The following is a 19,303-nucleotide window of genomic DNA, read 5'->3' as shown; positions in this document are numbered from 1 at the left end:
CCCCTCACCTGCAATGCAAGTGAGGGGCCTCGTCGTGGAGCTGCCGGGAATCGAACCCGGGTCCTCCGCCGCGTCTTCAGGGCTTCTCCGTGTGCAGTCCGCTGTGCCTCTACTCGGATCTCCGGGTCCCGCGAACAAGCCCGGATGACGATCCCAGTCGCTGTTCGATGTCCCGTCCTACTCCGCGACCGAGTAGGACGGTGAGCCCTCTAGCTGATGCCGGCACCGGAGCCGAGGGCATGCCCCGGGCCGACAGAGACGCTCTGCTGGTTAGGCAGCGAGAGCGTACTCGCGCTGATGAGAATCGGCGCTTAATTGGTTGCAACGACGCTTACGGTGGTCTCTTGCCTGCACCGACACGCTTCCCCTGAATCTACGTACGCAGTCGAAACCGTTCAGCCCCGTACGCCCCGGCACCTTGCCGGGCTGTCCATGTTAACACCGCCGGAAGCTCGGATCATCCCGATTTTCGGTGGTGGCGGTCGCCACATCCGCTGCTTCCGGTGGACACATCTCGTCGCCGAGAAGGCCCAGGTCGGCGCATGTACGTCGCGGCGTCGAACCTGACCTGTCGTGGAGAACCGAGGAACATCCTCCGCGGGCCAATGGACCATCGGCACTCCCGGGGGCTGAGCGGGCGTACCCGCCGACGACCTCCCGCACCGCGAGCCGAAGCCCGCCGCAAGCACCGTTGACGATCACCGCGCACGCGCGGTACCCGCCCCTTCCCGGATGCTGGTAGCCGATTCTCCGGGCGCGACGACAAAGCCGACTTACACTGCACGAGCCGTACGATCGGCTCTGAGCAGCGGATCTCGAATTCAGACTAAGGAAACACTTTGGCAGTTCGCACCATTCGGAACAGGTTGCTGCGCCTGTCCGCCCTCACCGTCATCGCCGGACTCGTCCTGGCCGGGTGCTCCACCGTGCGAGGCGAATCGAACCGGACCTCCCACCCGGGTGTTACCGCCGACCCGTGTCCCAACGCGATCGACTCCCGCAAGGGCTGTATCTACCTGGGTGTGCTGTCCGATCTGACGAGCGGGCCGTTCGCCGCGCTGGGCAAGGACATCCAGCACGGCCAGCTGGCGTTCTGGAAGGCGGTGAACGAAGGGGGCGGGATCGGCGGCAAATACGAGGTGGACATCGCCACCCACACCGAGGACACGAACTACGATCTGCAGAAGCACGCCGAGGCCTACCGGCGGATCGAGCCGCACGTCCTCGCGCTCGCGATGAGCTTCGGCACCGTGCAGACGCAGAAGGTGCTTCCCGAGATGGATGCGGCGAACATGGTCGCCATCGCCGGAACCCTCTGGTCGGGTTGGCAATTCGAGAACAGCGACAAGGGCCTGCTGCTGGAGTCCGGATACTCCTATTGTTCCGAGGCCATCATCGCCCTGGACTGGCTCGCCGAGCACGTGGCGAAGCCGAATTCCATCGCGACGGTCAGCTATCAGGGCGATTACGGCGGCGACTACTCCACCGGCGCGAAGAAATGGGCCTCCGCCAACCGCGTCGACATGGTGGCGCAGATCGACACCGAGCCCAACACTCAGATAGGCAATCAGGACGCCGCGGTCGCCAAGATCCTGAACGCCAGAGCCGATCTCGTGCTGCTGGCCACGGGGCCCGCGGAGGCGGGCGAGATCATGGGCAAGGCGGCACTGGCCGGTTTCCCGGGCAGGTTCCTCGGCTCGGGCCCGACGTGGAACGGTGGCCTGCTGAAAAGCCCGGCAGCGACAGCGATCACGGCACGCTACAATATGACCTCGCCGCTGGACGGCTGGGACGGTACCAGCGCGGGCGCGAAGAAGGCCAGGGCCTCGGCGACCAGGGAGCCATCCACCTGGGGTTACAGCGCGGGCTGGATGTTCTCCTACCCGATGAAGGCGCTGCTCACCCGGGCGGTCAACGAAGACAAGCTCAACCGTGCGGGCGTACGCGAGGCGGTGCACGGCCTGCGCGTCGACTACGAGGGCGCGATTCCCGAATACATCTACGGCGCGGCCAAACCCGACCTCACTCGGCAGCGAGCGGTCATCGAAGTGCCGGATCAGACCGCGCCGCTGGGCGCGAAGACCCTGGCGGCCGAATACCACGGCCCGACTCAGGACCGCATCACCCTCACCGAGCCCTGCGTGCAGCCGTAAGCGAGCGACACATGCTTTCACACCGTAATTTCCGTCGGCTGCTTCGTCTCGCGGCCGTTCCCCTGGCACTCGGTCTGGCGCTGACCGGCGGATGTTCGACCTCGACACCCACCGCCGCACCGGGCGTCACCCGCGAACCCTGTCCCCACGCGATACACCGCGACAAGGGCTGCATCTACTTGGGCGTCCTGTCGGATCTGAACAACGGTCCCTTCGCTCCGCTCGGAAGGTCCCTGCAAGAAGGGCAACTGGCGTTCTGGAACGAGGTGAACAAGCAGGGCGGCATCGGCGGGTACGAGATCGACATCGCGACCTACAGCCGCGACACCGCCTACGACCCGCGCAAGCACGCCAAGGAATTCGAGAACGTGGCGCCCCATGTGCTGGCTCTCGCTATGAGTTTCGGGACCGCGCAGACACTCGGCGTTCTGCCCGAGATGGACGAGGCGAACCTGGTGACCGGCGCGGGCACGCTCTGGTCGGGCTGGCAGTATCGCTCCACGGACCGCGATCTGGTGCTGGACGACGGTTTCTCCTACTGCACCGAAGCTGTGCTCGGGCTGGACTGGTTCGCACAGAACCACTATCAGCCGCGCACGCTCGGCGTGGTCGCCTATCGCGGCAACTATGGCGGTGACTACGCCAGCGGGGCGCTCAAGTGGGCGTTGGACAATGGCGCGACAATCAACGCGCGGATCGACACCGGGCCCAATACCGAAGTGGGCAATCAGGACTACCCGGTCGCCGAGATCATGGCCGACCCGCCCGACGTGGTCCTTCTGGCCACCGGACCGGGCGAAGCCGCCGAGATCGTCGGCAAGCTGGCGAAATCCGGCTACTCGGGCCGTTTCCTGGGGTCCACCCCCACCTGGAACAACGCGTTGCTCGAGACGCCTGCCGCGCCCGCGCTCACGGCGCTCTACAACTACACTTCGCCGTTCGACGGCTGGGACGGCACGAGCACCGGAGCGCAGCGCGCCAGGAACGCCGCGCCGCGCGAACCGACGAATTTCGGTTACAACCTGGGTTGGGCGATCTCCTATCCGATGAAGGCGCTACTGACCAAGGCAGCCGAGACGGGCGAATTGGACCGCGCGACGCTGCGCAAGGCCCTCGCCGGGCTCACCGTCGATTCCGAGGGAATGGCCGCGCCCCAGGTCTATGGGCGGGAAGAACCCGACGTCGCGGCGCAGCGCGCGGTGGTCAACGTGCCCGATCCGTCCACTTCGCTGGGTTCGCGCACGGTGGTCGCCGACTACCGCAGCCCCACACTGATGCGCATCGCGATGCGCGAGCCATGCACACGATGATCTGCTATCGCAGGGCGGTCGTCGCGGTTCGCCGCGCGGCCGCCCGGGCTCCCTGGCGGCCGTCACGGTGAGCCGGACGACTCCGGCTGCGAGGCGCTGCATGAGCAGCGGCCGTAGTCCGGAGTTACGTGGTGATCTTCGCGTCACGTCGTCCGGCGACTCCGGGCTCACCGGTAGCGCTTCGACCGGCGCGAAACCCGCGATAGCGAGCAGGCCGGGTCGCTCGCCGGTTATCGCATGCCTTTGACCCGCCGTCCCAGCTCGCGGGTGACCTCTCGCTCGGCGGTGCGCCGGGCCAAGTCTTGGCGCTTGTCGTAGTCCTGCTTGCCCTTGGCCAGCGCCAACTCGACCTTCACCTTGCCGTCGGAGAAATACATCGACAGCGGTACCAGCGTCTGGTTGCCCTCCCGGGACTTGCCGACCAACCGCTCGATCTCGCGCTTGTGCAGCAGCAACTTGCGCACCCGGCGGGGCGCGTGGTTCGTCCAGGTGCCGTGGCTGAACTCGGGGATGTGCAGCCCACGCAGCCACACCTCGCCGTTGTCCACCGTCGCGAAGGCGTCGACCAGCGAGGCCTTGCCCTCACGCAGGCTCTTCACCTCGGTGCCGACCAACGCGATCCCGGCCTCGTAGATGTCCAGGATCGTGTAGTTGTGCCGCGCCCGGCGGTTGGTCGCGATGACCTTGCGCCCCTGTTCCTTCATAACGGTCCACTTTAAGTGACCCGGCAACCGGATTATTCCCGCAGGTCGCCGACGCGCTACCCGCCTTGGCGCAGCACTATGTAGAGAACGAGGACGGCGAGGAACGCGACGAGCAGCGCCACCGTCGACATCCGCGGGACGCCGGACCGGTGCGGCGCCGGGCGGCGGCGCAGCCACACGCTCTCTACCGACGGATCGGTCCTGCCGCGCACGTACGGTGGCGCGTCCGGGGCCTCACCCCCGATAGAGCCGGTTGAAACTTCGTCGTCCGCATCGCTGGAACCCTCACCCGGTGCCATAGCCTGCACGGTAACCGCCACGACGGCGACACGCCGCAATTACCGCTCGGCGCAATGGAGTTGGAACTCAGCTCAAGCGCCGCCGGAAAACCTCGGTGGACCCACCGGTCGCCAGGTCGACCGTGTGCACGCCCAACTCGGCCCGGCCTTCGGTGAGCTCGAGGATCATGAATCCCAACTCGTGATAGGTCTCGTACAACGCGCTGTGACCGGCGCTCGCGGCAAGTCGCGGTTCGGGGCCGACGGTCTTCGCGGCGGCACCGGACACGATCTGCCTGGTTCCCTTCGACGCCGCCGTGGGTTCGAGAACCTGCAGCGAGTGGTCGTGGCCGGACAGAATGAAGTGGCACCGGCCGACCACATGGTCTTCGATGAAGCGTTGCACGTGCACGCCGTTGATCGGCTCCAGCGACAAGCCCTCGTAGCGGCCTGCGTCGCCATGCGGGCCGTTGCTCAGGTAGGGCTGGTGGGTGCAGGCGATCTTCCACGTGGCGGGCGACTCGGCGATGGCGCGGTCGAGCCAGTCGCGTTGCTCGTTCATGAACTGGCCGTCGACCGCCCAATAGGGCGAGAACACCGGCGGCACGTAGGCGGCCAGCGGATTGACGTCGAGAACGAAGAACTCGACGACGGGGTCGGGCTCCGGGATCCGCACCGAGTAGTAGCGGCTCGGCATCCACCAGCGCCGCGAGACGGCGTGGTACTCCACCTCCGCGTTGCCGCGCAGCAGCCACCCGCCGTCACCACCGAGCACGGAGCTGTTGTCGTGGTTGCCCAGCACCATCAGCCACGGGAAATCCAGTCCGGCGTTGGGGTTTTCGAATTTGTCGGCGAACTGGACATCGGCCGCGTCGACGGGACCGTGCTCGTAGATGTTGTCGCCGAGGCCCAGGGCCAGCGAGACCGGCTCACGGCCGTGACACGCGCGCATGGCGTCGGCCACCGCCCACTGGGCGCGGGCGCCGGTGCCCGCGTCGCCGGTCAGCAGTACCCGCACTCGGCGCTCGGTCGGGAAGGGGAACTTGCTGACTCCCTCGGCGACCGGTACCGCATGCGCGGGCGTACGGCCGACCAGCGTGGCCCCGGCTGCGAGGGTGGCGGCGCCGGCCAGGAACTCCCGGCGCCCGATCGTCTCGCTCGCACTCACATGTCCTCCAGGGTATTCGGCGGTCCTGCCCGGCGACCATCCTCGCCCATCGGCAATCCGCGCGGCGGAGGGCTCATGCCGCTGTGAGCACTTCGAGCACCTGTTCCCCGTATTTCGCGAGTTTGTTCTCGCCGACACCGCTGACACCGCCGAGCTCGGCCAGGCTGGCCGGCTTGCGTGCCGCGATCTCGCGCAGGGTGGCGTCATGGAAGACGACGTAGGCGGGAACGCCCTGTTCCTTCGCGGTCGCCGCGCGCCATTCGCGCAGCTTCTCGAACAGCGGCAGATCGGTCTGTGTGAGGTCGGCGGCGGCCGCCTTGGCGGCCTTCGCCGCCCGCGCGGGCTTGATCGCGCGTTCGGGCTCGCGGCGCAGGAGCACTCGGCGACCGTCGAACAGCACTTCACTGCTGGCCTCGGTGAGCGTCAACACCCCGTAGTCGCCGTGGACGGCCAGCAGCCCATGGGCCAGCAGTTGCCGCACCACCCCGCGCCATTCCGTGTCGCGCAGGTCGGTGCCGACGCCGAAGACTTTCAGCTCATGGTGGTCGTGCTGCAGAACCTTGGGATTCTTCTTGCCGAGCAGGATGTCCACGATGTGGCCCGCGCCGAAGCTCTGGCCGCGTTCCCGCTTCAGCCGCAGCACCGCGGACAGCAATTTCTGCGCGGCCACGGTGCCGTCCCAGGATTGCGGCGGGGACAGGCAGGTGTCGCAGTTGCCGCAGGGTAGGCCGGGCTCGCCGAAGTAGGCGAGCAGTTGGGTGCGCCGGCAACCGACCGTCTCGCAGAGCGCGAGCATCGCGTCCAAGTGCAGCTGCAGCTGGCGCCGGTGGGCGGCGTCGCCCTCGGAGGCGTCGATCATCTTGCGCTGCTGCACCACGTCGTTGAGGCCGTAGACCATCCACGCCGTCGAGGGCAGCCCGTCGCGGCCGGCGCGGCCGGTCTCCTGGTAGTAGCCCTCCACCGATTTCGGCAGGTCGAGATGGGCGACGAAGCGCACATCGGGCTTGTCGATGCCCATGCCGAAGGCGATGGTCGCCACAACGACCAGCCCGTCTTCGCGCAGGAAGCGCGACTGGTTCGCCGCACGGGTGCGATTGTCCAAGCCGGCGTGGTACGGCACCGCGGAGATGCCGTTCTCGGTGAGGAACGCCGCGGTCTTCTCCACCGAGTTGCGCGAGAGGCAGTAGACGATGCCCGCGTCTCCCGCGTGCTCGGTGCTGATGAATTCCAGCAGCTGACGGTCGGGACGGTTCTTCGGCTCGATCCGGTACTGGATATTGGGCCGGTCGAAGCTGGACACGAAGCGGCGGGCGCCGCCGAGATCGAGACGTTGGATGATCTCGTCGCGCGTCTTCTCGGTAGCGGTCGCGGTCAGCGCGATCCGCGGCACCTCCGGCCATCGCTCGTGCAGCATGGAAAGGCCCAGGTAATCCGGCCTGAAGTCGTGACCCCACTGGGACACGCAGTGCGCTTCGTCGATGGCGAACAGCGCGACCTTGCCACGATCCAGCAGTTGCGCGGTCGAATCCAGGCGCAGCCGCTCCGGCGCCAGATACAGCAGATCGAGCTCGCCCGCGACGAACTGCGCTTCGACGGTCCGCCGCTCATCGGGGTACTGGGTGGAGTTGAGGAATCCCGCGCGCACGCCCAGAGCGCTGAGCGCGTCCACCTGGTCCTGCATGAGAGCGATGAGCGGTGAGACCACCACACCGACACCGGGGCGCACCAGAGCGGGCACCTGGTAGCAGAGCGACTTGCCGCCGCCGGTCGGCATGAGCACCAGCGCGTCTCCGCCGTCGATCACGTGCTGCACGATCGCGCGCTGGTCGCCGCGGAAGCTGTCGTAACCGAAGACCCGGCGTAGAACATCTTGCGCCGCAACGGATCCGGAGTCCGAACCGGAAGCGTCTTCGATCGCCACAGTCGCGAAATCATCGGGGGGAGTCACCCGGCCCATCCTACGAGCGCTCGGCCAGGGCGGTAGGGGTCCGGTTCGGCGTTCGCCCTGCTGAACCGCCGAGTTCTCCACATGTGGACAACCGAGAAAGGGTGTGGTGGATCACGGCTCGCTGACCTCGAATTTTCTCCGCTCGTGCGGAAATATCAGGCCTTCCCGCTCCATCAAGCGCTGTTATGTTGTCGCTCATGGCAACAGGGAGAGGGATCCGGGCGCGTGCGGCGATGCTCACCGCCACCGTGGTCGCCGGAGTCGCCGTGGTCACCGGGGCGATGCCGACAGCGCGAGCGGAGACATTTCCCACGATGTGCTCGGACGGCTGGGAGACCACGACAGTCGTCGAAGGCGTCGGCAATCTGGAGAATCTGGATTCCGACGGGCAGGGCGGTTTCTACGTCACCGGGCTGATGGAGGGCTACCTGGCCCACGTCGACCGTGCCGGACGGATGGAGAAGCTGGTCACGGACGTGCACCGGCCCGCGGGCGTGCGCGTCGCGGGACGCTACGTCTACTTCCTCACCGGAGACGGGCTCAGCGAACCGCCCGGCACACTCCAGCGCTACGACACCGAGACCGGGGCGGTGCGCGTCCTGCTGACCGGGCTGAACGGGCCCAATGGTCTGCTGTTGCTGCCGGACGGCAGCCTGCTGTTCACCACGATCGGGCTGGGCGGTCCGAGCGGGATCTCCCGCTACTGGCCCCAGACGAGCGAGTACGAGCGGGATTGGGCGATCCTCCCGCCTTCCAACGGCCTCGCGCTGGCCGCGGACGGCGAATCGGTCTACGTCGACACCATGACGCTGCAGATACTCCGCGTCCGACTCGATGATCCGTCGCGTCCCACGGTCGTCTCCGGCATCCCGGACCTGGTCGCCCTGCCCGACGATATGGAGGCCACCCGAGCGGGCGCGCTCTTCGTCGCCGATCACGTCCTCGGCGCCGTCTACCAGGTGGATACGAACACCGGGGCCACGTGCGCGATCATCACCGGCTTGATCAAACCCGGCCCGCTGCGCGACCCGCCGGACGGCGCGACTTCGGTCCGCATCGACCGCGACGGGAATTCCTGGGCGCTGTTCGTCACCAGCATGGACGGCTCTCTGCGCCGCCTGCGCCCACCAGCGGGCATCGATCTGACTCCAGCGACTCCGGCGCGGGCGGGATAGACCGAAAGGCATTCCAGGAACGCGCAGCATCTCCGACATGAACCGCCGCGCGATCCGCGAACGACGCCCACGAGCGCCGCGGACTCCAGCTGCGCAACGCCGACAAGGTGAAGGTGCGCCGGTACGGCAACGCCGTCACCCCGTCAGTGGCGGAAATTCTCATCTCCGCGCTCGTCGAGGCGATCACCGGTGAAGGGCTCGACCGCTGAGTCAGCAACGGACAGTGGTCACTTGCCGCCTGATCCGCCGACGGCTGTCGGCCCGTCGGCGACAATGCCTCTCGTGGGAAACCTCGCGACATCGGCCTAATGGGCCGACAAGGCGGCCGGAACGGCGGAATCCGTACGCAACCACTGGGTCCGCGCGCGGACTACCCCGTCTGTGGGCGACCGGTTGAGTGGCAGGGTGAGCGCAACGTATCAGTGGTGGGAAGTGCCTACTGTGGGCAGGAGGCCGGGTTGCGGTGAGGGTCGGCTCGGCTGGACCGACCGGGCCTTGAAGAACGGTTGGTGGCGCGATGGGTTTCTACGACTGTAGTTGCATGATCACCGGTGTCAGTCTGATGCCTGTTGACGCCACCCTGGTCGTGCTTCAACGCGTCGGCGGAAACTACCTGCCGATCACGCTGGGCATCGCGGGCACCTACGACCGACTCGGCGGGATCGACGGCGTCCGCGAGGACCTCGATACCGAACTCGTTGTGCGCTACTTCCTCGACCGGTATCGCGACGGCAGATTCTTTGCAAAAGATCAGACCAGCACCTTCGACGGTGACGCACTCACCTCCGACAGCCACATCGAGGAGCTGCTGCAGCTCATCGAACGCACCCACCTGGCAATCGAATACGACAACATCCCCGCGTCGACCGTGCTGGACGGCGACATGGTCGTCTTCGCATTGATCGCGCAACCTGTCTGGGATGCCATCGTCGACAGAGCCCCTGTACCGGACCGGTCACCGGAGCGTCAGGCCGAGCGGGTCTTCGGCCCGGCATCGACAGCCGCCGAGATCTATGAAGGTCGGCTTCCAGAACTGGCGACCTCTCTCGGCCAGCTGGCCGCGGTCAACGACTTCGTCGAAGCCCACGGGCTGCGCTGGGCTCCCGCACCTGAGCCGTCGCAGCGGTACCCGGACGGTTACGGCTACCAACACGGCGACGAAATCAAGGAATTCCTCGACCGGGCCAAACGCGACTATCGGGACGACCCGGTCATTTCGGCTGGCCTGGCCGCCTATGAACAGTCGATCGACTGGGTCGTCGAAGAACTCGACCGGCAAGTCGACGACCACGCCGTGGCACCTCAGCCCACATCCGCGACAGCAGCCGACCTCCTCGAGGTGCCCGTCCACAAGCCGATACAGTATGCAGTCCGTATCCACCGCGACGAGCCCGATCAACCCTGAGTGGCGGGTTCGTAGTCGCGGACGCAGCGGCGGTGTTTGCTGATCCAGGGCTCTCGGGCTTTCGCGGCCCGGCATCCAGGCCGAAGACGATCATCGCGAACGCGCGCCGCCGCGGCCCGCAGCAGGGCACGCTGCTCGGCGGACCGAGGGTGCGGGGGTTGATCGGCTCCACCACCACCCGCGGTGTGGCGGGGGCGCCCAAGCCGAAGCGTGCGTATTCGGTGTGGGTGAGGCTTCGTCGGCGGGAACCGACCTGGGTTCGTGCTCTGGCAGTGCGAACGGCGCCCGGCCCCGGCGAACTGCGGACCGAAACGAAGCCGAGTGTTCACTCGCGAGAATGTCGGTGCCGGTGGCTACTGTGCGAGCATGCGCAGCAGAATTGCCGAGTTCACTTACGACCGTATTCAGGTCGGCGACATCGCGCTGAACGTCGCCATGGCCGGCTCCGGTACACCGGTCGTGCTCTTGCATGGATTCCCGCAGACACATCTGGCTTGGCGTCATGTCGCCGCCGACCTGGCGCGAGATCACCGGGTGATCTGTCCGGATCTGCGTGGCTACGGTGAAAGCGACAAGCCTGCCGATATACCCGGCGAGGACACCTACACCAAACGAACGATGGCCACCGACATCGTTGAACTCATGCGGTCGTTGGGCCACCCCCGATTCGCCCTGGTCGGCCACGACCGAGGTGGGCTCGTCGCCTTCCGCGCAGGGCTGGATCACCCGGAGACAATCAGCCACTTGGCAATCCTCGACGTCCTACCGGCAGCCGACATGTGGGCCACCCTGCACGGGACCGCAGGGATCTTCGCCTTTCACCTCTACCTGCTCGCCCAACCCGGCGATTTCGCCGAGCGAATGATTCGAGCTGATCCCGAGGCGTTCTTCGGGCACTTCCTCGACACCTGGGCGCACAACCACGACGCGATCCCCGCCGATATCCGTTCCGAATACCTGGACGCCGCCCGCCACGACGACGCGATCACCGCGGTCTGCGCCGACTATCGCGCGAGCGCTTACGCCGACAACCTCCATGACGAGGCCGATCGCCTTGCCGGTTACCGCCTGACCATGCCGGTCACTGCCCTCTGGCAAGACCCCGGCGAACTCGCCCTCCCCTTCGACCCCGAGGCCATCTGGTGCTCATGGACAACAGATCTACGCACCGCGACAGTGAATTGCGGCCACTTCCTGCCCGAAGAGCGGCCCGAAGCCGTCATCGAAGCGGTGCGCGAACTTATCGACTGAGACTTTCGTTGACAGGCGGCCTACTACTCACGACCTTTCCCAGATTGCGAACCGAAAAGAAGCTGGGCCCAGCTCAGTTGCCACCCCGACGATCAGGTGCTTCCACCGGGTGCCCCATGAGCTGGCGGGCGAGCATGGCGTAGCCGACCGCAGTTTCGTCACTAAGGGCCGAACGTGATCGACAGGTGCAGAGGGTCGGCGTTTGTCGACAGCGCTTCTTGGAGAACAAGATCACTGCGGATGTGCTCGAACTTGGACGCCGAGCAGACCGCGATGCCAAGCCAGGTGGTGGACAACACCGACGAAGCGCGAGTACGCCGCCCGATGCACGGGCACCGAAACCAGCAGCAAGCGGCGTCAGCCCCGCAGGCGGTCGAGGACGTTCTCGTGGAGCAAACCGTTGGTGGCGATGGCGTCGCCACCATGCGGACCGGGTGCGCCGTCCAGCGCAGAGAAGCGCCCGCCCGCTTCGCGGACGAGGATGTCCAGCGCGGCCAGGTCCCACAGGGAGACCTCCGGTTCGGTGGCGATGTCGACGGCGCCTTCGGCGAGCAGGCAGTAACTGAGGAAGTCGCCGTAGCCGCGCACGCGCCACACGTCGTCGGTCAGGGCGAGGAAATGCTCGCGCAGTCCGCGCTCGCGCCAGCCGGAAAGACTGGAGAACGCCAGGCTGGCCGAACCCAGCTCGCCGACGGCGGAGACCGAAATCGGCTCGGCCACCTGCCCCTGGAAGCTCGACCACGCCCCCGATCCCGCGGCGGCCCACCAGCGTCGGACCAAGGCGGGGGCGCTCACCACACCGACGACCGGCTCCCCGTCTTCCAGCAGCGCGATCAGCGTCGCCCAGATGGGCACCCCGCGCACGAAGTTCTTGGTGCCGTCGATGGGGTCGACCACCCACTGGCGTCCGCTGAACTCGGCGGCCCCGCCGAATTCCTCACCCAGCACCGCGTCGCCGGGCCGGGCTTCGGACAGCACCTGCCGAATCGCCTGCTCCACGGCCAGGTCGGCGTCGGACACCGGCGTCAGGTCCGGCTTCGCGTCGACTTTCAGGTCCAGCGCACCGAAACGGTCCCGGGTGATCGCGTCGGCGGCATCGGCCAGCCGCAGGGCGAGTTCCAGATCGGAGGAGTACACAGCCACACTCCGCACCTTATCGGCCGCCCGGTCGCGCCGATGGGCAGCGGCGCCGACCCGGCACTCATCCCACGGTTTCCAGCGACCGCGCCGCGGCCAACGCGCTCGCCCACCAGTGCAGCTGGTCGAGCAGCGCCGTCGCGGCGGCGGCGGGCTCTTCGGGTTCCAGCAACCGTCCCTCTGCGTCGAAGAGCAGGTAGTAGCGCGGGAACGACACATAGTTGCGGACGGTGTGCGCGTTGAGTTCGTTGAAGATCTGCCGCAGGTGCTCGATGGCCAGCAAGCCACCGGAGGCTCCGCTGTAGCCGACGAAACCGATCGCCTTCGCGTCCCACTGCGTGAAATGCCAGTCGATGACGGCCTTGAGCGAGGCCGGGATGCTCCGGTTGTAATCGGGCGTCACGATGACGAAGGCATCAGCTGCCGCGAGTCGGCGGCTGAGGTCGGTCATTCCCTCGGGGCGCTGCGGATCCGGGTCGAGCGCTGGGGGCACCGCGGGCAACTCCAGGGGGATGTGCGCCTCGGCCAAGTCGATGACGTCCACCTCGAACACACCGTGCCGCCGCGCCTGATCGGTGAACCAGGTCGCGACGATGGGCCCGAAACGTCCCTCCCGGACGCTGCCGATGATCACCGCGAGCTTCAGGGGGGTGCTGGACATGCTGTTCCTCCTCGGATCACAAAGCGGCCCGGACGAGCCGCGTCAACCCAATCTGCTGTCCGGCGCGCGAAGCAGGGAGACCGCCGTGAGAGTGGTAGTGACAGGGACCCCCTTCAGGCGTTTCGCCTTGTTAGGTTCGAAAGGTGAGCGACAACGAACTCGGGCTGTTCCTGCGCACCCGCCGCGAAGCGGTGACGCCCGCTCAGGTCGGCCTGCCCACCGGTCCGCGGCGGCGTACGCCAGGTTTGCGCCGCGCCGAGCTGGCCACCTTGGCCGGTGTGAGCGTGGAGTACGTCACTCGTCTCGAGCAGGGTCGCGACCGGCGTCCCTCGCCCCCGGTGCTTTCCGCGCTCGCGGACGCGTTGCGTTTGAGCCCCGCCGAGCGCATCCACCTACACAGGTTGACCAAGTCGGTGGACAGCGGGTTCACCTGCATGGGCGACGCGCAACCGCTCCGCGAGGTGCGGCCGACGGTGCGCGCGATCATGGACCGGCTCGAACCCGCGCCCGCCGTGGTGGTCAACCGCCTCACCGAGGTTCTGGCCTACACCGACGGCTACCACCGGCTGATGGCGCCCACCGGCCTCTTCGACGGACCCGATGCCCCGCCGAATCTGGCGCGCTTCGTCTTCCGCGTGCCTGCCGCCAGGGCTTGCTACCCGGATTGGGAGCACGTCGCCGACGAGACGGTCGCCACGTTGAAGCAGGGGCCTTTTCGCGCCGATCCGCACATCGCCGGCCTCGCCGACGAACTCACCGTCACCGTGGGCCCGGCGTTCACCGAGCGGGTGAACACCGTGCCGAGCCTGGCCGCCACCAGCGGTATCACCCGCCTCGCCCACCCCGAGGCCGGTGCCCTGCGCCTGGCCTACGAGTTCCTGGAACTCTCCGCCGACGACGACCAGCGAGTGATCGTCTACCTACCGGCCGACGACGCCACCGCCGCCGCCCTCGCCACCCTCACCGGACGCCGCCCGGGGGGACTGCGCGCGGTACCGAACTGACCGGCGCCCTCCAGGGCAGAGCCGAGCAGCCTTCCCGCCGGATATTCGTCCACGCCCCCCTCGCCAGCCGTTCCCGCCAGGTGCTGTCGGGTGCACCCGGTGAATTCGCCACCGGCATATCCCACGCCCACCTCCACGACATCGGCTCTGGCAGCGCGACCACGCGGGCCACGAGGAGCGAGACCCGAGAACAGCCGCGTTTCGCCGAGCCCAGCTTTTACTCCGGCGGACACCTGAACAGGACGACAGGCCTCCGGCCGTCCGCAGAGCGACCAATTCCAATCACCAACTGCGCCAAGCGCGGTCGCCGTTTAGGGTATGAACCCATGAGGCGTCCGTCACAGCGCACCCACCCGGCGTGGGGTGGAAAGCGAGCGCGCGGCGTCCCGGTGACGCACTCGCTCCGCCCATATACGGCGCTGCCCACCCGCGCCGGGACCGTCCCCGGTCACCCCGCGCGCACTCGTGTGCTGCGGTCACGGAGGGGCAGCTAGGCTTGACCATCGTGCATCCTGACGTTTCCGCTGATCTCGCCGAACTCGACGCCACTTTGAAGACGGTCGAATCGGTCCTCGACATCGACGAGCTGCGTCGTCGTATCGACGAGCTCGAGCATCAGGCCGCGGACCCCGACCTGTGGAACGACCAGGACCACGCCCAGCAGGTCACCAGCGAGCTGTCCCACGCCCAGGGTGAATTGCGCCGGGTCGAGGAGCTGCGTCAACGGCTCGACGACCTGCCGGTGCTCTACGAACTGGCCGAGGAGGAAGAGGGCGAGGCCAGGACCATCGCGCTCGCCGAAGCCGATGCCGAGCGCACCGCGCTGCACGCCGACGTGGAGGCGATGGAGGTCCGCACGCTGCTGTCGGGCGAGTACGACAAGCGTGACGCACTGGTGAACATCCGCTCCGGCGCCGGTGGCGTGGACGCCGCCGACTGGGCCGAGATGCTGATGCGCATGTACATCCGCTGGGCCGACCGGCACAAGTACGGGGTCGAGGTCTACGACACGTCCTACGCCGAGGAAGCGGGCATCAAGAGCGCCACCTTCGCGGTGAAGACGCCCTATGCCTACGGCACGCTGTCGGTCGAGATGGGCACGCACCGGCTGGTGCGGATCAGCCCGTTCGACAACCAGGGCCGCCGCCAGACCTCCTTCGCCGAGGTCGAGGTGCTACCCGTGGTCGAGACCACCGACCACATCGAGGTGCCCGAGACGGAGATCCGGGTCGACGTGTACCGCTCCTCGGGCCCGGGTGGCCAGAGCGTCAACACCACCGACTCCGCGGTCCGCATCACCCACCTGCCCACCGGCATCGTGGTCACCTGCCAGAACGAGAAATCCCAGCTGCAGAACAAGATCTCGGCCATGCGGGTGTTGCAGGCCAAACTCTTGGAGCGCAAGCGGCAGGAAGAGCGCGCCGAGATGGACGCGCTGAAGACCAACGAGGGCGCCTCATGGGGCAACCAGATGCGGTCCTACGTGCTGCACCCGTACCAGATGGTCAAGGACCTGCGGACGAACTACGAGGTCAACAACCCGTCGGCGGTGCTCGACGGTGACATCGACGGGTTCATCGAGTCGGGTATCCGCTGGCGAATGCGAGAGCAGGCAAGCTAGATGAATGTCGCGGGCATCCAGGCGATCGCTTCCACCGGTTTCACCACGTGGCTACGCGGCTCGGGCCTGGAGATCGTGCTGCTCGTTCTCGGCGCCATCCTGTTCAGCCGGTTCGCCACCTACATCAGGGACCGGGTCACTCGCAGAATCGACGCCGGGTTCCACAGCAGCGACGCATTGGTGCGCACCGAGGCGGCCAAGCATCGTCACGCGCTGGCCCAGGTGATCACGTGGGTGGTACTGACCATCGTCTACGTGCTGATCACCATGGAGGTGCTGCGGCGGCTCGGCTTCGCCGTCACCGGGTTGGTCGCGCCCGCCGCGGTGCTCGGCGCCGCGCTCGGCTTCGGCGCGCAGCGCATCGTGCAGGACATCCTCGCCGGGTTCTTCCTGATCACGGAGCGGCAGTACGGATTCGGTGATGTGGTCCGCATCGCGGTGACTGGAGCCGCGGACCAGGCGGAGGGTACGGTCGAGGACGTCACGCTGCGGATCACCACGCTGCGCAACGCGGACGGTGAGGTGATCACGGTCCCCAACGGGCAGATCGTGAAGGTCACGAACCTGTCGAAGGACTGGGCGCGCGCCGCGATCGACGTGCCGGTGGCCGCGAGCGCTGACATCACCAGGGTCAACGAGATCCTGCACGAGGTCGGTACAAAGGCGTACGAAGACGCTCGCTTGAAGCCGCTGCTGCTCGACGAGCCCACCGTCATGGGTGTGGAAGACCTCACCGTCGACCAGATGAACATCCGAATGGTTGCCCGAACATTGCCGGGTAAACAATTCGAAGTCGGACGCGAGCTGCGGGTACGTGTCGCCGCGGCGCTGCGCCGGGAGGGAATCAGTGAGACCACGTAGATCCACGGCGATCCTGATGGCAACCTGGGTCGCCACCTTCGCGCTGTACGTATTCGTCAAACCCGACGAAACGACCACCGCTCCGGCCACCCTGGTCAACGCTGTTCCGGCAGCGGTGATCACGGAACCGCCGGGTCGCTGAGCCGAGCGTGACGGGCCGCCGCCGCGCTGTCACCCATGGTTGACGACGCAGTCCGCGCCCGGTTGCTGGTTACACTGGCTCCCCGTGATCACCATGCGGAACGTGACCAAGTCGTACAAGACCTCGACGCGACCCGCGCTGGACGACATCACCGTCGATGTGGGCAAGGGCGAGTTCGTCTTCATCATCGGACCGTCCGGCTCGGGCAAGTCGACCTTCATGCGTTTGCTGCTGAAGGAGGAGGCCCCGACGGCGGGCGAGATCAGAGTCGCCGACTTCCGGGTCGACCGGTTACCCGGCCGCAAGGTGCCCAAGCTGCGCCAGCGCATCGGGTGCGTCTTCCAGGACTTCCGGCTGCTGCAGCAGAAGACGGTGTACCAGAACGTCGCGTTCGCGCTGGAGGTGATCGGCAAGCGACGCCAGTTCATCGACCGCACCGTCCCCGAGGTGCTCGACATGGTCGGCCTCGGCGGCAAGGCCGACCGGCTGCCGACCGAGCTTTCCGGTGGTGAGCAGCAGCGGGTGGCGATCGCGCGGGCTTTCGTGAACCGGCCGCTGGTCCTGCTGGCCGACGAACCGACGGGCAACCTCGATCCCGACACCAGCGGCGACATCATGATGCTGCTGGAGCGGATCAACCGGGTCGGCACCACGGTGGTGATGGCCACACACGACAACCACATCGTCGACGCGATGCGCAGGCGGGTGGTGGAGCTCGATCACGGGCGGTTGGTGCGCGACGAGGCGACGGGCGTGTACGGGGTGGGCCGGTAATGCGCGCGAGCTTCCTGTTCGGCGAGGTCTTCGCGGGTCTACGCCGCAATGTCACGATGACCATCGCGATGATCCTGACCACCGCGGTCTCGCTCACCATGCTCGGCGGCGGCCTGCTCGCGGTGCGCATCGCGGACAAGACCGAGCAGTACTTCCTGGACCGGCTGGAGGTGCGGCTGTACCTCACCGAGGACGTCTCGGCCAACGATCCGGACTGCTCGCAGGACCCGTGCCGGCCACTCATGGCGGATCTGAAGGCGACCAGGGGCGTGGAGGCGGTCCAATTCCTCAACCGCGAGGAAGCGGTCCGCGAGGCCAAGGAGAAGACCTTCAAGGACCAGCCCGAACTGGCCAAATACGTCAGCGAGACGCCGCTGCCCGCGTCGCTGCGCGTGAAGATGGAGAACGCGGAGCTCTACCCCACGATCTACGAGAAGTTCTACGACCGCCCCGGCGTGGGCATGGTGCGCAACGACAAGGACATCGTGGACCGGTTGGTCAGCCTGTTCGACGGGTTGCGCAACGCGGCGTTCGGCCTGGCCGTGCTTCAGGCACTGGCCGCGGTGATGCTGATCGCGAACATGGTGCAGATCGCCGCGTTCACCCGGCGCACCGAGGTCGGCATCATGCGGCTGGTCGGCGCGACCCGCTGGTACACCCAGTTGCCGTTCCTGCTCGAGGCCGTGGTCGCCGCGCTGGCCGGCTCGGTACTGGCCATGCTCGGTCTGCTCATCGCCCGCCCGCTGGTGATCGACCGCGCCCTCGGCGACCTGTTCGCCAGCAAGGTCTTCCCGCGCATCACCGGCGACGACATCGCCATGACCGCGCTGGTCATCGCACCGGTCGGCATTGTCTTCGCGGCCATCACGGCGTACGCAACGCTGCGGTACTACGTGCGCGAGTGATCGTCCGAGCCGGTGGCCGCCGAGCCACCGGCTCGACCCGGCCGCAGGCTGCTCAACCCGCCTCGACCTCGAGAACGCCGGTCCCAGCTCGACCAGCAACGCGACCTTTCGACGGCGACGAGCCGACCCTCGGGTACTGCGATCGTCCCGAGCTCACAGCACCAGATCGGTCAGTCGATCCCAGTCGAGTCGGATTCGGATCGGCAGGTCCACGGCGAAGCCGGTCTGCGGCTTCAGCACGCGGGCGAGGCGGTAATGGCCGACGCTGTGGTCGAGGCCGTAGGTCTCGATGGAGGTCACGTCGGTATCCGACACGCTGACCAGCCAGTACCAGGGAATCCCGGCGGCGGCGTATTCACCCATCTTCTCGAGCCGGTCCGTTTTCACATGACTGGGCGAGATCACTTCGACGGCGATCTTCAGGTGCCGTGCGGGCATCGGCCGGACATCGGCCGGTACGCATTCGAACAGCGCGATGTCAGGACGTCGGATCGTCGCGCGGGGCACTTCCCAGAGCACTACATCGAAATCGTGATTGGCGTCCAAGCAAGCCGAAGGGTCTTCGGCCATGTATTCCCGAGCCGCCACCTCCAACATCGCCAATAGCCGGTGGACGGCTTTCTGGTGCGCCCGTGTCGGCGATTCACAGCGGACCGCGTCTCCGTTCACCACTTCCACCAAACGGCAGAACTCGTCGGGAAGTTCGCGCCAGATGTCGACTGTGATCGGCTCGGGCTGGACGTTGTCCGGCCGGGCCCAGTCGAAGATCGCTGACATGCGTCGGATTGTAGTCACGACTACGCCTT

At 67.1% G+C, this 19,303-nt stretch carries 17 protein-coding genes and 1 other RNA gene; 10 read left to right on the top strand and 8 right to left on the bottom strand.

Translation table 11 applies throughout. The features are described 5' to 3' along the window. Window positions 1-32 precede the first annotated feature (32 nt). Window positions 33-403: a transfer-messenger RNA gene (ssrA, locus tag K8O92_16030) on the bottom strand. Window positions 404-839: 436 nt separating this feature from the next. On the opposite strand from ssrA, the gene K8O92_16025 reads away from it, so the two are divergent. Together K8O92_16025 and K8O92_16020 are read left to right on the top strand one after the other, a co-directional pair. Next, complete coding sequence (locus K8O92_16025) at window positions 840-2,153, top strand: ABC transporter substrate-binding protein (protein ID UAK35191.1); 1,314 nt, start codon at window positions 840-842, stop codon at window positions 2,151-2,153. A gap of 11 nt (window positions 2,154-2,164) precedes the next feature. Then, complete coding sequence (locus K8O92_16020; GenBank protein ID UAK35190.1) at window positions 2,165-3,463, top strand: ABC transporter substrate-binding protein; 1,299 nt, start codon at window positions 2,165-2,167, stop codon at window positions 3,461-3,463. 230 nt (window positions 3,464-3,693) lie between these two features. Here the strand turns inward: K8O92_16020 and smpB are convergent, their stop codons facing one another. The 4 genes from smpB to recQ all read right to left on the bottom strand — a co-directional run bounded on the left by smpB (window position 3,694) and on the right by recQ (window position 7,570). Continuing rightward, window positions 3,694-4,167, bottom strand: a complete 474-nt coding sequence (gene smpB / locus K8O92_16015) for an SsrA-binding protein SmpB (GenBank protein ID UAK35189.1) — start codon at window positions 4,165-4,167, stop codon at window positions 3,694-3,696. A 56-nt stretch (window positions 4,168-4,223) separates the two neighbouring features. Beyond that, complete coding sequence (locus K8O92_16010) at window positions 4,224-4,466, bottom strand: hypothetical protein (protein UAK35188.1); 243 nt, start codon at window positions 4,464-4,466, stop codon at window positions 4,224-4,226. A 67-nt stretch (window positions 4,467-4,533) separates the two neighbouring features. Beyond that, complete coding sequence (locus tag K8O92_16005) at window positions 4,534-5,613, bottom strand: metallophosphoesterase (GenBank protein UAK35187.1); 1,080 nt, start codon at window positions 5,611-5,613, stop codon at window positions 4,534-4,536. 73 nt (window positions 5,614-5,686) lie between these two features. Continuing rightward, on the bottom strand, window positions 5,687-7,570 hold the full coding sequence (recQ, locus tag K8O92_16000) for a DNA helicase RecQ (GenBank protein UAK35186.1): 1,884 nt from the start codon (window positions 7,568-7,570) through the stop codon (window positions 5,687-5,689). A gap of 188 nt (window positions 7,571-7,758) precedes the next feature. Here recQ and K8O92_15995 point away from each other — a divergent pair, with 188 nt between their 5' ends. From K8O92_15995 to K8O92_15985, 3 genes are all read left to right on the top strand, one after another. Continuing rightward, window positions 7,759-8,736 (top strand): hypothetical protein, encoded by a 978-nt coding sequence (locus K8O92_15995; protein ID UAK35185.1) that lies wholly within the window; start codon window positions 7,759-7,761, stop codon window positions 8,734-8,736. Between the two features lie 541 nt (window positions 8,737-9,277). Next, window positions 9,278-10,141: a hypothetical protein gene (locus K8O92_15990; GenBank protein ID UAK35184.1), complete on the top strand. Its 864-nt coding sequence runs from the start codon at window positions 9,278-9,280 to the stop codon at window positions 10,139-10,141. A 366-nt stretch (window positions 10,142-10,507) separates the two neighbouring features. Continuing rightward, a complete protein-coding gene (locus tag K8O92_15985; GenBank protein UAK35183.1) occupies window positions 10,508-11,392 on the top strand; it encodes an alpha/beta hydrolase in 885 nt (294 codons plus the stop codon). 357 nt (window positions 11,393-11,749) lie between these two features. Here K8O92_15985 and hisN read toward each other — a convergent pair whose 3' ends face one another. Beyond that, window positions 11,750-12,535 carry a histidinol-phosphatase gene (gene hisN, locus K8O92_15980; protein UAK35182.1) on the bottom strand — a complete coding sequence of 262 codons (786 nt, stop codon included), beginning with the start codon at window positions 12,533-12,535 and terminating at the stop codon, window positions 11,750-11,752. Between the two features lie 58 nt (window positions 12,536-12,593). Next, entirely contained in the window at window positions 12,594-13,190 is a 597-nt protein-coding gene (locus K8O92_15975; protein ID UAK35181.1) for an NAD(P)H-dependent oxidoreductase, read from the bottom strand. A 143-nt stretch (window positions 13,191-13,333) separates the two neighbouring features. Here K8O92_15975 and K8O92_15970 point away from each other — a divergent pair, with 143 nt between their 5' ends. The 5 genes from K8O92_15970 to ftsX all read left to right on the top strand — a co-directional run bounded on the left by K8O92_15970 (window position 13,334) and on the right by ftsX (window position 18,497). Then, entirely contained in the window at window positions 13,334-14,194 is an 861-nt protein-coding gene (locus tag K8O92_15970; GenBank protein ID UAK35180.1) for a helix-turn-helix transcriptional regulator, read from the top strand. A 505-nt stretch (window positions 14,195-14,699) separates the two neighbouring features. Beyond that, on the top strand, window positions 14,700-15,815 hold the full coding sequence (prfB, locus tag K8O92_15965) for a peptide chain release factor 2 (protein UAK35179.1): 1,116 nt from the start codon (window positions 14,700-14,702) through the stop codon (window positions 15,813-15,815). After that, window positions 15,816-16,676, top strand: a complete 861-nt coding sequence (locus K8O92_15960) for a mechanosensitive ion channel family protein (GenBank protein ID UAK35178.1) — start codon at window positions 15,816-15,818, stop codon at window positions 16,674-16,676. 226 nt (window positions 16,677-16,902) lie between these two features. Next, a complete protein-coding gene (ftsE, locus tag K8O92_15955; protein UAK35177.1) occupies window positions 16,903-17,592 on the top strand; it encodes a cell division ATP-binding protein FtsE in 690 nt (229 codons plus the stop codon). Beyond that, window positions 17,592-18,497, top strand: coding sequence for a permease-like cell division protein FtsX (gene ftsX, locus K8O92_15950; protein ID UAK35176.1), 906 nt, complete (start codon window positions 17,592-17,594; stop codon window positions 18,495-18,497). The genes ftsE and ftsX overlap by 1 nt, the downstream gene beginning before the upstream one ends. A 153-nt stretch (window positions 18,498-18,650) precedes the next feature. Here the strand turns inward: ftsX and K8O92_15945 are convergent, their stop codons facing one another. Next, window positions 18,651-19,274, bottom strand: coding sequence for a Uma2 family endonuclease (locus K8O92_15945; protein UAK35175.1), 624 nt, complete (start codon window positions 19,272-19,274; stop codon window positions 18,651-18,653). Window positions 19,275-19,303: the final 29 nt, after the last annotated feature.

Origin of the sequence: Nocardia asteroides (assembly GCA_019930625.1) — a bacterium.
GTDB lineage: Bacteria > Actinomycetota > Actinomycetes > Mycobacteriales > Mycobacteriaceae > Nocardia > Nocardia sputi.
This window is presented reverse-complemented; position numbering and strand designations above follow the sequence as displayed.